We start from the raw sequence: 13364 nt of genomic DNA, 5'->3' as shown, positions 1-13364 counted from the left end.
GCGAGTTGTCCGTGCATTACGGGAGATTCCATCCCGGATCGAGGGGAGGCCGGGTGCCGGCCTGCGGACCCCGATGGGTACAGTTGGCCGATTTCTTTCCTTGTCCGGGAATCTTTGCGACGTGCCGTTCGTCCTTCTCTGTGGGAGATGGGGGCGGAATCGGCCGCAGGAGCCGCGCCTCGCATCCGGGCGGCGTAAATCAGTGCAAGCCGGGCAGTCGTTGGGGAGCCGGGTCTTCGGACGCGAGCGGGCGGACTGCCGGCGGTGGGGAGTTGACACGTTGATGGGCACGGCGGAGCGGTACGAGGCGCCCGAGGGCGCCGCGGTGGCGCAGATGACGAAGCGGCCGGACACCGAGGTGCCGAACCGCGGCGCCCCCGCGGCGGAGCCCGGGACCGCGGTGGTCGGCGCCGGCCCCGGGGAACCGGCCCGCGCACCCGGTGCGGACGTCCGCTCGGAGGCAGACGCGCGCCCACGGCCGTACTACCGGCCGCTGTGGGTCGAGGAACCCGCGCGGCGGCGCCGCCTGCCGGATCCGGTGCGCACGGCGGCCGTACGGGCCGTGCTCATCGTCGCGCTGACACTGATTCAGGCCATGGTGGCCCTTCTGTGCACGCTGGCCGGGTCCTGGCTGGCCTTCCCCATGGTCATCAGCAGCGTCGTCAGCACGATCCTGGCGACCTGGGGGGTCCTCGACGTGTGGGTGACGCGCCAGGTCTGGAACCAGCGCAACGGCGTGGTGTCCTCACCCAGCAGCACCGCGCGGGCCCGGCGCCGCGAGCGGCGCCGGGCCCGTCGCAGGGAGAGGTCCGCCCAGCGTGCGCAGGCACGAATACGCCGCCGGGGCGGGACCGGTCGGCTGTCCCACTCCTGACCCGGATGGCCCGGACGGCCCGGACGCTTCGCTCAGACGGCCTGGTCAGCCGTTCGCCGGGGTGGGCCGTTTGAACATCCGGGTGGCCGTGATCTCGCTGTGCACGGCTTCCCCGTCCGTGGCTTCCTGGGGCAGGCCCGGCCGCAAGTGCTCCTCGACACTGATGTACTTCAGGCCCGCCCTCAGGTCGGCGTCGTTGCGCAGGCGGATGACCAGCGGGAACTCCGCCAGTGCCGTGGTGTCGAACAGGCCGGTGGTGTAGAGGAGCTGCACACCGAGCGCGTCGGCGACGGCCCGCTGGAGCTCCAGCAGGTAGGTGGCGTTGGCGCGGCCGATGGGGTTGTCGAGGAACAGCGTGCCGGCGTGCCGGTGCCGCTCCCGGCCCCGGTCGTTGGAGCGCAGCGCGGCCATCGTGCAGTACAGGGCGATGGCCGCGGTGAGCAGCTGCCCTCCGGAGAACACATCGCCCATCTGCCCGACGGGGACCCGCTCGGCGCGCAGCACGGCGTCCGGCTTGAGGATCTCGACGGCGACGCCCTTGGGCCGGAGGGCGGCTGCGACTCCGCGCAGCAGCAGGGACATGCCGTCGCGCCGCAGATCGGAGTTCTTGCGCACGGCCGCGCGGGTCGCCTCGTCGATGACCTCACCGAGCCGTTCGGTGAGGGTCGCCTGGTCGGGTTCCTCGAAGCGGATGCGCAGGAACTCCTGTCCGGACCACTCGCCGAGCCCTTCGGGCAGCCGGGACAGCCGCTGCGCGGAGCGCAGGGTGGCGAGCGCCGACTCGACGAGTCCTCTGAGCCGGTCCACGATCGAGTCCCGGTTGCGTTCCAGTTGTTCGAGCTCGTCGGTGAGGACCCTGAGCCGGGGCGCGAAGGCGTCCGCCCACTTGTGGGCGTGCTCGGGCAGTGCGGAAGCGGGCAGTTCGCGGATCTGCTGCCGTGCGGGGGTGCGGACCTGCTCGTAGCGGGTGGAGTTGGCGTGCCGGACGAGGATGTCGCTCGCCTCGCGCACCGCGGACTCGGTGGCGGACAGATCGGCGGCGCAGCCCCGCAGTGACCGGCGGGCTTCCGCGGCGGAGCTGCGGGCCTCCGCCAAGCTGCCCGGGTAGGGCTCGGGCCCCTCCGGTTCCTCCTCGGACGCCTGATCACGCAGCAGGTCGCGGAGCATGGCGGCGATCTCGTCGAACCCCCCGGCGGCGTCCTCCGCGGCGCGGTGCGCGTCGAGGAGTTCTCCGTGGGCCTGCCCGGTCCGGCCCAGCTCCTCCGTCCGGGAGGCCAGTTCGGCCGTGGCGGTCCGCAGCAGCGCCTGTGCGTGCTCGGCGTCACGGGGCACCGACTCCTCGGGGAGCCCGGTGTGTTCCTCGCCGTCCTCGGGCGCGAGCCGCTCCGCCTCGCCGCGCAGCCGTCCGAGTTGCTCGCTCGCACTCGACATGCGGGTCTCCAGGAGCTGCACCAGCTCCTCGGCGCGGGCCGCGGCGGCCTGGCGACTGGGACCGTCCGAACCCTCGGGCGACTGGAGCAACTGCTCCGCACGGGTGCGGACCTTGTTGCTCAGCCGGTCCAGCTCCGCGCGTGCCGCGCTCTCGTCGCTCTCGGCGCGGGCCTGCTCGGCGCGCAGGTCGGCGCCGACGCCGACCTTCTCGTAGAGCTGGGAGGCGGCCCGGTACGCCTCGCGCAGGGCGGGCAGGGAGATCTGCGGCGCCTCGGTGCCGTCCTCCGGCACGTCGTCGGGGGCGCCGGCGATCTCGGCGCGCTCGGCGCGCAGCGCCCGCGCGGTGCGCCGGGCGTCGTCGGCGGCCCGCTGCGCGCCTCGCCGGTCCTCGTCGGCGGCCCGCGCGCGCTCCAGGCAGGCCTGGGCGCCGGCCTCCGCCTCGGCGGCGTCGTCGGCCAGCTCCCGCAGTGTGGTCTGCCAGCCGCCCCGCTCGCGCAGCCGGAAGGCGAGTCCCGCGAGGGCGTCTGCGGCGCGCCGGGCCTTCTGCGCGGTCTCCTGTCGCTCGTCACGCACCCGGGCGGCCTCGGCTGCGGCCTCCTCGGCCTCCGCCCGCAGAGCGCGTGCCTCGGCGAGTTCCGCCTCGCACTCCGCCGCGAAGGCGCGGGCATCGTGCGCCGCGCGGGCCAGTTCGTCGAGCCGGCCGGGCGGGCAGCCGGTACGCCAGGAGGTGAGCCGCGCGGCCAGCTCCCGGTCCTTGGCGAGCCGCGCCGCCAGCGCACGGATCTCTTCGTCCCGCGCGGCCGCCCGGACGCGCAGCGCCTGCCGCTCCTCGTCGGCGGCGTGTTCGTCGTGCATGGCCGGGTTCGGCGGTACGAGGAAGACGTCCCCGGTGTCCGCGTCCTGCGCCGGGGCCGGCGCGAGCAGGGCGGCGGCCGTGCCGACGGCGACCGTGGACCGGGGCAGCAGGGCCGCGTCCCTCAGGGCCGCGCGGGCGCGGGTGTGGGAGTCCGGGTCGGTGATGACGACACCGTCGACCAGTTCGGGACGGGCGGCCAGCACGCGTGCGTGGTCGGCGGGGTCCACGGCCTGGGCGAGATAGCGCCAGCCGGGCAGGGCGGGGATGCCGTGCTCACCGAGGTACTCGACCGTGGCCAGCACGTCCGGGCCGGGCGGCAGCAGTCCGCCGTCTCCGAGGGCGCCGAGGATGCGGGCGTCGTCGGCGGCGGCGGTGCGCAGCTCGAACAACTGGCGTTCGGCGGAGGAGACCGCGTCGTCGAGCAGTTCGCACAGGTCGTCGGCGAAGCGGTCCAGTTCGGTGGCGGTGAGGGCGCCTTCGGCGGGGCGGCCGCCCGGTTCGGCGTCCGTGTCGGGGCGGGGCCACGGGACCGAGGAGCGGGCGTCGGTGGCGGTCAGGCCCAGCAGCTCGGCCGGCCGTTCCTCGGCGGCCAGGGCCTGTGCGGTGCGCAGTTCGCTCTCGTGGGCGCGGTCGGCCGCCGTGGCCGCGTCCGCCGCGCGGGCGGCGGTGAGTTCCGCGCGCGCCTGGGTGGCGGCGGCCTCGCGCGCGTGCTCGGTCGCCCGGCGGGCCGCCTCGCGGGCCGAGTCCCAGGCGGCGACCGCGGTCTTCTCCGCGTCGCCGGCCGCGAGGGCGGCGCGGGCCGGGTCGGCGTCGGGGGCACTGTCGTCGAGCCAGCCGGCCCGGACGGCCTCGGCGGTCTCCTGCTCGACCTCGGTGAGGCGCTGTCTGAGGTGACCGATCTCGCTGCGGGCCCGCTGTGCCCCGGTGGCGGCGGCGGTGGCGTCGCGATGGGCGGCGTCGCTGACCTCCTGGAGGGCGGCGGACCGCTCCTCCTGCTCGTTGGCGAGGTTCTCGGCGTTCTGCGCGGCGGTGTGCAGGGCGCGTACGAGGTCGACGGCGGCCTTGGCGCGGGCGGCCAGCGCGGGTGCCGCGTCCCGCTCGGCCTCCTGGATCGCGGCCGAGACCCTGGCCGCCCGGTCGGCGGCGGCGCGGTGGCGCAGCGCCGCCTCGGCGGCCTGCCACGCCGAGTACAGGGTGCGCGCGTCGGCGAGTTCCCGTTTCTGGGCGGCGGCGGACTTCTCGGCCGCGGTGAGCGCCAGGGAGGCGTGCCGGTAGGCGATCTCCGCCGAGATCAGTGCGCTGTGTTCGCGTGCCGTTCCGGCCTGGGTGACGGCGTGGGCGGCGGCGGTGACGCGCTGCGCGAGGTCGGCGGCGCGGACGCGTTCCTGGTTGCCGCGCGCGGAGAGCCTGCGGGCCAGAGTGCGGGTGCGGCGCTCGGCCGCGGTGTGGATCTCCCGCGACCGGGTACGGGCGCCGGCGGCTTCGACGATCCTGCCGAGCAGTTCGACCGACCCGGCGGTGAAGTCCCGTTCGGCGATCAGCTCGGCGCGTCGGCCCAGCTTGTTGCCGAAGCCACCGACCAGGTCGGCGAGTCCGTCGGTGTCCCGGGTGTCCGTGACGGCACGCAGCAGCAGATCGGTGAAGTCCGAGTCCTTCTTGACCGCGAAGAGGCCGGCTGCCTCGCCCTCGTCGGCGTTCATCTCCCGCTGGTAGCGGAAGAGTTCGGGGTCGAGTCCCAGGTCGCCGAGGTGCTCGGTCCAGCGCTCGTGGGTCTCCTCCCAGTGCACCTCCAGGTGCGGATACGTCCGGCCTGCCTCGGTGAGGGCGTCCCGGAAGCCCTTCATGGTGCGGCGGCGGCCCCTCGCGCCGGACTGGCCGTCGGCGGGCGGCCGTACGGCGGTGGCCTCGGCGACGGGGAGGTTGTCCAGGCCGAGTCCCGGGCCGGGCCGCAGCGAGTACCAGGCCTCGGCGAACTTCCTCGGGTCGTTGGAGACCTGGCGGCCACGCCATTCACTGGCCTTGCCGACGACGACGCACTCGCCGGTCAGCACGTGCTGCCACTCCAGCGCCACGTGTCCGCAGTCGTCGGCCAGCAGGAACTTGCGCAGCACGCCGGAACTCGCGCCGCCGAGGGTGTTGCGGTGGCCCGGGAGCATCACGGAGAAGATCAGCTTCAGCAGGACGGACTTGCCGCCGCCGTTCTCCAGGAAGAGCACCCCGGCGGGCGCGGGCCGGCGGGGCGGGCCCACCGGCTCCTCCGCGAAGAACTCCGCCTGCGTCGGCGCGGGTTCGGGCACGGTCGCGCCGACACCGCGCAGGTCGAGCACGGTGTCGGCGTAACGCGCGCCGGCGGGCCCGATGGAGTAGAGGCGGACCCGGGACAGCTCGTACATGGCGGACTCTCGAAGTCTTCGGCAGGTCGGGGTGGTTCGGAGACAGGAATGGGGAATGTGAACGGAGGCGGGGACGGGAAGGGGAGCGGGGGTGGGGACGGAGGCGAGGACGTGCGGCGGGGGCCGGTTCAGGCGGAATGGAACGGCAGACCGGCGCCGGCCACCAGTTCCAGGTCCTCACCGCTGTCCGCGGGCAGCAGGGTCGGGGTGCCGTCGGTGACCGGGACGATGCCCAGTTCCAGCAGTTCGGCCATGGCCGCACCGCCCGCCAGCTCTCGCACCTGGAGCTGGTAGCGGGCCGTCGTGCGGTAGGTGCCGCCGTGGTCGTCGCCGGTGCGCTGCAGGAATCCGGAGTCGGTGAGGAAGGTGACGGCCTTGGCGACGATGCCGGTGGTCGAACCCGCGAGCCGGCGTGCGTCCTTGGTCGCGCCGGTCGCGCTGCGTCTCGCCCAGATCCGCCAGGCCGTCTCCAGCCCCGGGGCGTCGCTGGCCGGGTCGGTGTTCTCGCCCTGTTCCGCGGCCCTCTCCTCCAGACGGTGGCAGGCCTGGCGTACGAAGGCGTCGACGCCGTTGACGGTCACCCGCCCGATGTAGGCGTCGTCGGCGAGGTCCTCGGGACGCGGGAAGGCCATGACGGCGACGGCGAGGTGGGCGAGCCCGTGCAGGAACCGGTCGCCACCGTCGGCGGAGGTCCGCCGCGCGTAGTCGCCCATGCGGACGGCGAACACCGAGTCCTCGGCGGCGGTCACGGCCATCCCCGCGCGCGGGGACACCTCGAGCACGATCAGGCCGAGGCCGGTGGCCACGGCGTCGGCGAGGCGCGCGAACGGCGGGTCCTCACGGTAGCGGCGCAGCAGGTCCGCGTACTCCTGGTCGCGGGCCGGCTGCAGCTTGGGCTGGAGGCCGAAGGCGACGAGCCGCGCCGCGTCGGCGGCGTCGGCGGGTGTGACGGTGGCAACGGCCGGTGCGGTGGAGGGTTCCGCCTCGCTCCACTCGGCATGCTCGTTCACGGACACGGTTCCTCCTCGCGCTGGCGAACGACGGTGACGGGGGCGGCGACGGTACCGGCGGCCGGCCCGGGGCCTGCGGCCACCGCCGGCTCCCCGCGGTCCGGCGGAGCGCTCATCAGGCCGCCTCCGTCCGGTCCGCCGCCATTCCCGCCGCGTCCAGCAGGGCCGTACCGACGATGAGATCGGCGCCGCCGAACTCGGGGTCGTCCAGTTCCACACCGTCGTCCACCGCGAAGAGCAGGCGCCGCTCGCCCTGACGGTAGGCGGTGCCGACCGGCGGGCTGGCCGCGTGGACCGCCAGCAGGGCCACCAGGTACGGAAGTTCGGGGTCCTGGCCGCGAGCCTCGGCGAGCAGTCCGGACAGCCGTCGGGGCGCGTCGGCCGGCAGTTCCAGCAGGGTGGTCGCGGCCGCCAGCTGCTTCTCGGTGAAGCGGCTGTCGTCGGGTGTGGCGATCAGGTCGGGTTCCGGCATCTCGGCGCCCAGGTGCTCCCGCTCCACCGCCGGGGTCAGCAGGATGTCGACGAGATCGGCGACCCGGACGGACACCGGTGTACGCAGCCCGGTGCCGCGGGTGAAGAAGGCGTCGGTGACCCGGACCGCCTGCTCCAGGGGCAGCGGGAGCAGGGGGGAGAGGAGGTGTCCGTAGAGGTCGGTGCCCGAGGCCGAGGCCGGCGTGGCGAAGGCCTGCCGGTCCTGTTCGGCCCGGAACAGCGGGCCGGCCTCCAGCAGCCGGGACTGCAGCTGGGTGTGCCGACGGATGCAGTCCTTGACGATGTCCACCAGCTCGGCGGCCCTGCGTTTGTGCTCGGGGTCCTCCGATTCGTCACGGGCCTTGCGGATGTTGGTGAGGATCGCGTTCTCGTGGCGGTACCGGTCCGCGACGTGGTCCAGGGCCTCGGCGATCATGTCGGGAACAGCGCTCAGCCAGTCCACCGCGCGTACGTTGCGCCGGGTGGCGTCCAGGGCGCGGCGCAGCGATTCGGAGTACTGCACGGTCCGGTAGCGGGCCTGCTCGGCGGCGAGCTGGGCGTCGGCGAGCCTGCCCCGGCTGATCAGCACCTCGAGTTTGACCTCGGCGGCGATCTGGGCGCTGGTGACATCGGTGTCCAGGGCGCCGACCAGGACGTTGACCGCCTCGTCCGTGGTCCGCAGGTAGACGGTGCCGCCGGGGCCGGGGACCTCCTCGATCAGTTTGAAGTCGTAGTCGCGGCGGACATAGCTGCCGTCCGCGCCGAACACTCCGTACACCGCGCGGAAGCCGCGATCGACGCTGCCGACGTTGATCAGGTTCTCCAGGACCCAGCGGGCCACCCGCTCGTGCTCGGCGACCGGCCGGCGGGGTGCCTGGGCGGCGATGCGCGGGACGAGCCGGGCGACTATCTGGTCATGGTCGGCACCGGTGTCGAAGTCCATGTTCAGCGTGACCAGGTCGATGGCCGCCAGGGCGATCTCCGCCATGCCGTAAACCGAGTACTCTCCGGCCAGATTGACCTTGCGGGCGTCCAGGTCGTGCAGCGGCGCGGTGCAGGCGAGGGCGCGCAGCCGCCGGGCCAGCCCCTCGTCGGCCGCCGGGCCCGGCGCGGGCCGCGGGCCCGCGCTGAGCTGGGGCGGAGCACTGTCCGTCGATGCAGGTGAAGTCACGGTGCACAGACTAGGTCCTCGGTCTGACAACAACCCAAACGACGCAGATGCGCCCCGGTGTCACGGTTGTCACACCGGTTCGGACCCACGGGGACCGCCGGGGCCCGCTGACCACCGGTTCGCTCCGGACGCGGTACGCATCGGGCCGCGCCACGGCCGGAACCGCACCGGAGGGGCTCCGGGGCGCCGTACGGCGCCCCTCACTGCCGTGTGCCGCCCCGGAGCCGCGGGGACTCCCCCGCCGTCAGCGCGGCCAGTGCCGCCGACACCGCGGCGGAGGTCCGCAGGTCGAGCCGGACGCTCGTCCCCCGCGCGCGGTGCCGCAGGTCGTCGGCGGCGAGCGCGAGGAGCTGGGGCAGCAGGTCGGTGCACCGGCGCGCCACCCATCCGGTGCCGGCGGTGGCCAGCCACCACAGGCTCGCCGTCAGGGTGGGTGCCGCGGACTCCGGCTCGGGCGAGGGCGCGGGTCCGGGGGCGAGACCGCGTTCCGCCAGCAGCGCGTGGAACCTCACGGCCAGTTGGCGGTGTCCCCGCTCGCCCGGGTGCATCCGGTCCGCGCTCCACATCGTACGGTCGGCGACCCAGTCACCGTCGCTCGCGTGCAGGTGCACCGCGCCGTACCGGTCGGACAGCGCGTGGACGACGGTGTTGACCGCGCGCTGCCGGCGGGCGAGCGGCCTGGCCAGCGCTCCGGGCAGGCCCATGGTGCCGCCGGGGTCGGGCAGGCACGCGGTGAGCAGCACGGCGCCCCGGGCCGCGCAGGCCGCGTACACCTGGTCCAGCCGTCCGGCCACGGCGTGGATGTCGAAGCCCTGGCGCAGGGTGTCGTTGACCCCGACGACGACCGACACGAGGTCGGGCCGCAGGGCCAGTGCCCCGGGGAGTTGGTCTTCGAGCACGTCGTGCGTCTGCGCCCCGCTCCTCGCCAGGTTGGTGAACCGTACGGGCTGCTCGCCCAGCGACCCGGCGAGCAGCGCGGCCCAGCCCCGCCATCCGTCACCGGTGCGGTCCCCGATGCCCTCGGTCAGCGAGTCGCCGAGGGCCACGAACCGCACGGGTCTCATCTCGGGCCCCCCGGTACCGCGGGCACGGGCCGGACCGGCACCGTGTCCTCCCGCTCGCCCTCCCGCGCGGCCGTCCGCGGGGCCTCGTGGGCGTCGAGGAACGCCGTCACGGCCGCTTCCCACCCGAAGCACTCCGCACGCGCGCGTGCGGCCGCGCGCCGTTCCGTCTCCGGCCGTCCCAGCAGGAGTTCGACGGCGTCCGCGAACGACTCCCCCCGGTCCCCCGCGACCGCCCCGGCGGAGCCGATCACCTCCGGCAGCGCGGACGAGGTGCTCGCCACCACGGGGGTGCCGCACGCCATCGCCTCCAGCGCGGCGAGCCCGAAGGTCTCCGCGGGTCCCGGCGCCAGGCACACGTCCGCGGATGCCTGGAGCACCCCGAGGAGCGTCCGGTCGAGGACGTGGCCCAGGAAGACGACCGGCAGTCCGCGTTCCCGGGCGCGCTGTTCGAGCCGCGGCCGCAGCGGTCCGTCCCCCGCCACCACCAGTACCGCCCGCCGCCCGCGCCGCAGCAGCGCCTCCAGCGCGTCCAGCGCCGTCCCGGGCCGCTTCTCCACGGACAGCCGGGTACACGTCACCAGCAGTGTTTCCGTCCCGCGCGCGTGACGGGCCCGCAGCGCGGGGTCGTGCAGCGAGGGATGCCTCTGCGTCAGGTCGACGCCGAGCGGTGCCCGTACGACGTTGCGGGCACCGATCCTGGCGAACTCCCGCTCGGCGAACTCTGTGGTGCACACGACCCGCGCGTAGGTGTGGGCGGTGCGGGCGTTGAGGGCGTCGGCGGTACGCCGCGCGGCCCCCTCCGGCAGCCCCCAGGTGCGCAGCACGCCGTCGGCGGTCTCGTGGGAGACCATGACCGCGGGGACCCGGGCCCGCCGCGCCCATCTGCCGGTCCAGCGCAGGGTCGTACGGTCGGACACCTCGAGCCGGTCGGGAGCGAGTTCCTCCAGCAGGGCGGCGATCCGCCGCTTGTCGGTGAGGACGCGGTAGCCGCCGGTGCCGGGCAGGAGCGGGCCCGGCAGGGTGATCACCCGCCCCTGCCCGGTCTCCCGGTCGCTCTCCCGCTCCCCGGGAACGATGAGCACGGGCTCGTGCCCCGCCGCCCGGTAGCCCCTGCCGAGTTCCCGCAACGCGGTGCGCAGCCCGCCGGAGGCCGGTGCGACGAAGTTCGCGAGCCGCACGATCCGCAGCGGGCCGTCGACGTCCTGCGGGCACCCGACGCCCTGCGTGCCGTCGGCACCCGGCACGCCGGCCGACGGGTTTCCCGTCGTCATCGGCCCGTTCACGCCGCCACCGCCGTTCTGCGTCCGGCGAGCACATCCGTGTAGTAGCCGATCAGCCGGTCCCCGACGGCAGCCCAGGTACGGCCCTCGACCGTCGCGCGCCCCGCTGCCCCGTAGGCGGCCCGCAGCCGGGGGTCGGCGGCCAGGGACCACACCGCGTCCCGTACCGCGGCCGCGTCGCACGGCGGCACCAGGAACCCGGTGCGCCCGTGCGCGACCAGGTCCAGCGGGCCGCCCACGGCGGGCGCGACCACGGGCACGCCGCTCGCCATGGCCTCCTGCACGGTCTGGCAGAAGGTCTCGAACGGTCCCGTGTGGGCGAAGACGTCCAGCGAGGCGAAGATCCTCGCGAGCTCGTCACCGGTGCGCCGTCCCAGGAAGACCGCGCCGGGCATGGCCTGCTCCAGACCCGCCCGGCTGGGGCCGTCGCCCACGACGACGACCCGCACTCCCGGCAGGGTGCTCGTCCCGGCCAGCAGCTCGACCTGCTTCTCGGGGGCGAGCCGGCCGACGTAGCCGACGATCAGCTCGCCGTTCGGGGCGAGTTCCCGGCGCAGTGCCTCGTTGCGCAGTTCGGGCCGGAAACGGACGGTGTCCACGCCGCGCGGCCACAGTTCGACCCTGGGGATCCCGTGCTCCTGAAGGTCGCTCCGCGCGGCGCCGGACGGGGCGAGGGTGAGGTCGGCGGCCGAGTGCACGGACCGGATCCGGCGCCAGGCCGCGGCCTCGCCCGCGCCCATGTACGTGCGGGCGTACCCGGCGAGGTCGGTCTGGTAGACGGCCACGGCCGGCAGGCCGAGACGCGAGGCCGCCGCCATGCCGCGCGCACCGAGCACGAAGGGGCTGGCCAGATGGACGAGATCGGCCCGGTGCTCGGTGATCGCCGTGGTGACACGCCGGCTGGGGAGTGCGACGCGCACCTGGGGGTAGCCCGGGAGCGGGAGGGAGGGGATCCGGACGACGGGGCACGGGGCCCGGTCGTCGGGTTCGTCGCCCGCGGCAGTGGGGACGGCGGGGGCGACGACAACAGGGCTGTGACCGCGGTCCACGAGGTGCCGTGCGGTCTGGAGCGCGCAGTGAGCCACGCCGTTCACGTCAGGGGGAAAGGATTCGGTCACGATGACGACTCGCATACGGGTGTTCTCGCCGCGCCGAACGTGGCCACGTCAACGTGGATCTTTCCGGCCGGGGAACGTCCCATGAGCGTTGCGTCGCACACCCACAGGGGTCGAACGCCGGCCATGCGCTCCTGTCCCGCGGGTCGTCCGGCGTTCACACCGCGCGCCCCGGGCGGGTCACACGACGGTCTCCCCGGGCCCGATCCGGCTGCGTACGGCGGTCTGCACCTCCGCCTCCTCGGCCGGGTCGACGGCGAGCCGTCGCAGGCGCTCGAAGACCCGGGCGTCGCCGGTCTCGGCGTGCCGCGCGGCGATCTCGCGAGTGGACTCCTCGCAGTCCCAGAGGCACTCGACGGCGAAGCCGCTGCCGAAGGAGGGATCGGTGGCCGCGAGTGCGCGGGCGGCCCGGCCGCGCAAATGGGAGGAGGCGGTCTCCCGGTAGATGTGGCGGAGCACGGGAGCGGCACAGGCGATGCCCAGGCGTCCGGCGCCGTCGACGAGGGTCCACAGGGCCGTCGCGTCGGGGCCCTCGCCCCGTACCGCCTCGCGCAGCGCGGCGAGGACCAGGTCCCGGTCCTGTGCGCCGCCCCGGAGGGCGAGGACACGGCCGGCGGCGGCGCCCAGGGCATCGGGCCGGTGGGCCCAGCGGCGCGCGCGGTCGACGGCGGCGAGACTGCGCATGCGTTCGAACGCGTCGACGGCGGTCTCCACGACGGGCGCCGGCCCGGTGGCCACGGCGCCCTCGATCAGGGTGAGGGCGTCCGGGTCGTTGCCGTCGGCGAGATAGCGCAGGGCCGTGCAGCGGGCCCCCTCGGTGCCGTCCTCGGCGGCCCGGACGATCTCGGGCCGGTCCTCCGGACCCGCCACGGCGCTCAGGCATCGGGCGGCCGGGACATGCAGGGCGGCGCCCCGTTCGACTCCCTGCTGGGCCCACTCGAAGACGGCCCGCACGCTCCACCCGGGACGGGGGCCGGTGGGGCGCATCTGCCGCTGCCAGCGGTCGAAGCAGCCGGCCTCCTGGGCGCCGCGCACGCGTGTGGCGACGGACTCGCGTGGATCGTCGGCCCACAGGCGCCAGGGCCGCGGCTCGAAGGCGTCACGGACGGTGGCGGCCAGTTCGGCCTCGCCCTCGGCGTCGGTGCTGAACCGCGCGAGCACCGGGACGGCGAGGGCGCGCAGGCCCTCGTCGTCGTCCCGGAGGGCGAGTTCGTCCAGGGCCCAGGCCCAGTTGGAGCCCTGGGCGGCGTACCTGCGCAGCAGGACGAGCGCGTCCCGCCTGCCGTAGGAGGCGAGGTGCCCGAGGACCGCGAGGGCGAGCCCGGTGCGTGACTCCTCGGTGTCGAGGAGGTCCTCGGCCTCGAAGAGGTGCGCCTCGATCGCGTCCAGTTCGCCGTGCAGATCGAGATAGAGGCGGGCGTAGTAGAGGGAGCGGTTCTCCACCTGCCAGTCGTGGCGCGGATCGTGCAGCACGCAGTGGTTCAGTGCCGCGAGCGTTTCGGAGCGCGGGGCGGTGAGCGCGTGCAGCGTGCCGTCGCCGCGGCCACGCTGAAGCAGGCCGAGCAGCGTACCGCTGGGCGCTATGACCGGATCGAACATGGGAAACAGCCTCACATCAAGCGTCGACGCAACCGGGGACGTGCATTACCTGGCCGCGTGCCAACACGTCGGGGCGCCCGCCGTTTCCTGCTTGCTGTAG

General features: G+C 74.8%; 8 protein-coding genes. 1 reads left to right on the top strand and 7 read right to left on the bottom strand.

The genetic code is table 11. From position 1 onward, the window contains the following. Positions 1-283: 283 nt before the first annotated feature. The gene (locus ACTWJ9_RS28445) at positions 284-874 is read left to right on the top strand and encodes a hypothetical protein (protein WP_279337120.1); all 591 of its coding nucleotides are present in this window, start codon (positions 284-286) and stop codon (positions 872-874) included. 45 nt (positions 875-919) lie between these two features. On the opposite strand, the gene ACTWJ9_RS28440 is transcribed toward ACTWJ9_RS28445, so the two are convergent. The 7 genes from ACTWJ9_RS28440 to ACTWJ9_RS28410 form a co-directional block, all read right to left on the bottom strand. Continuing rightward, positions 920-5554, bottom strand: coding sequence for a hypothetical protein (locus ACTWJ9_RS28440; protein WP_443294919.1), 4635 nt, complete (start codon positions 5552-5554; stop codon positions 920-922). Positions 5555-5682: 128 nt separating this feature from the next. Then, positions 5683-6564 carry a hypothetical protein gene (locus ACTWJ9_RS28435; protein WP_279337118.1) on the bottom strand — a complete coding sequence of 294 codons (882 nt, stop codon included), beginning with the start codon at positions 6562-6564 and terminating at the stop codon, positions 5683-5685. A gap of 115 nt (positions 6565-6679) precedes the next feature. Continuing rightward, a complete protein-coding gene (locus ACTWJ9_RS28430) occupies positions 6680-8206 on the bottom strand; it encodes a hypothetical protein (RefSeq protein ID WP_387040013.1) in 1527 nt (508 codons plus the stop codon). A 200-nt stretch (positions 8207-8406) separates the two neighbouring features. Beyond that, on the bottom strand, positions 8407-9270 hold the full coding sequence (locus ACTWJ9_RS28425) for an SGNH/GDSL hydrolase family protein (RefSeq protein WP_279337116.1): 864 nt from the start codon (positions 9268-9270) through the stop codon (positions 8407-8409). Then, positions 9267-10541 carry a glycosyltransferase gene (locus ACTWJ9_RS28420; RefSeq protein ID WP_443294918.1) on the bottom strand — a complete coding sequence of 425 codons (1275 nt, stop codon included), beginning with the start codon at positions 10539-10541 and terminating at the stop codon, positions 9267-9269. The genes ACTWJ9_RS28425 and ACTWJ9_RS28420 overlap by 4 nt, the downstream gene beginning before the upstream one ends. A gap of 8 nt (positions 10542-10549) precedes the next feature. After that, positions 10550-11683 (bottom strand): glycosyltransferase family 4 protein, encoded by a 1134-nt coding sequence (locus ACTWJ9_RS28415; RefSeq protein ID WP_279337114.1) that lies wholly within the window; start codon positions 11681-11683, stop codon positions 10550-10552. Between the two features lie 162 nt (positions 11684-11845). Then, positions 11846-13264, bottom strand: a complete 1419-nt coding sequence (locus ACTWJ9_RS28410; RefSeq protein WP_279337113.1) for a HEAT repeat domain-containing protein — start codon at positions 13262-13264, stop codon at positions 11846-11848. Positions 13265-13364: the final 100 nt, after the last annotated feature.

Origin of the sequence: Streptomyces sp. GDS52 (assembly GCF_052246875.1) — a bacterium.
GTDB lineage: Bacteria > Actinomycetota > Actinomycetes > Streptomycetales > Streptomycetaceae > Streptomyces > Streptomyces cathayae.
The sequence above is the reverse complement of the archived record's forward strand: the minus strand, read 5'-3'. Positions and strand labels throughout refer to the sequence as shown.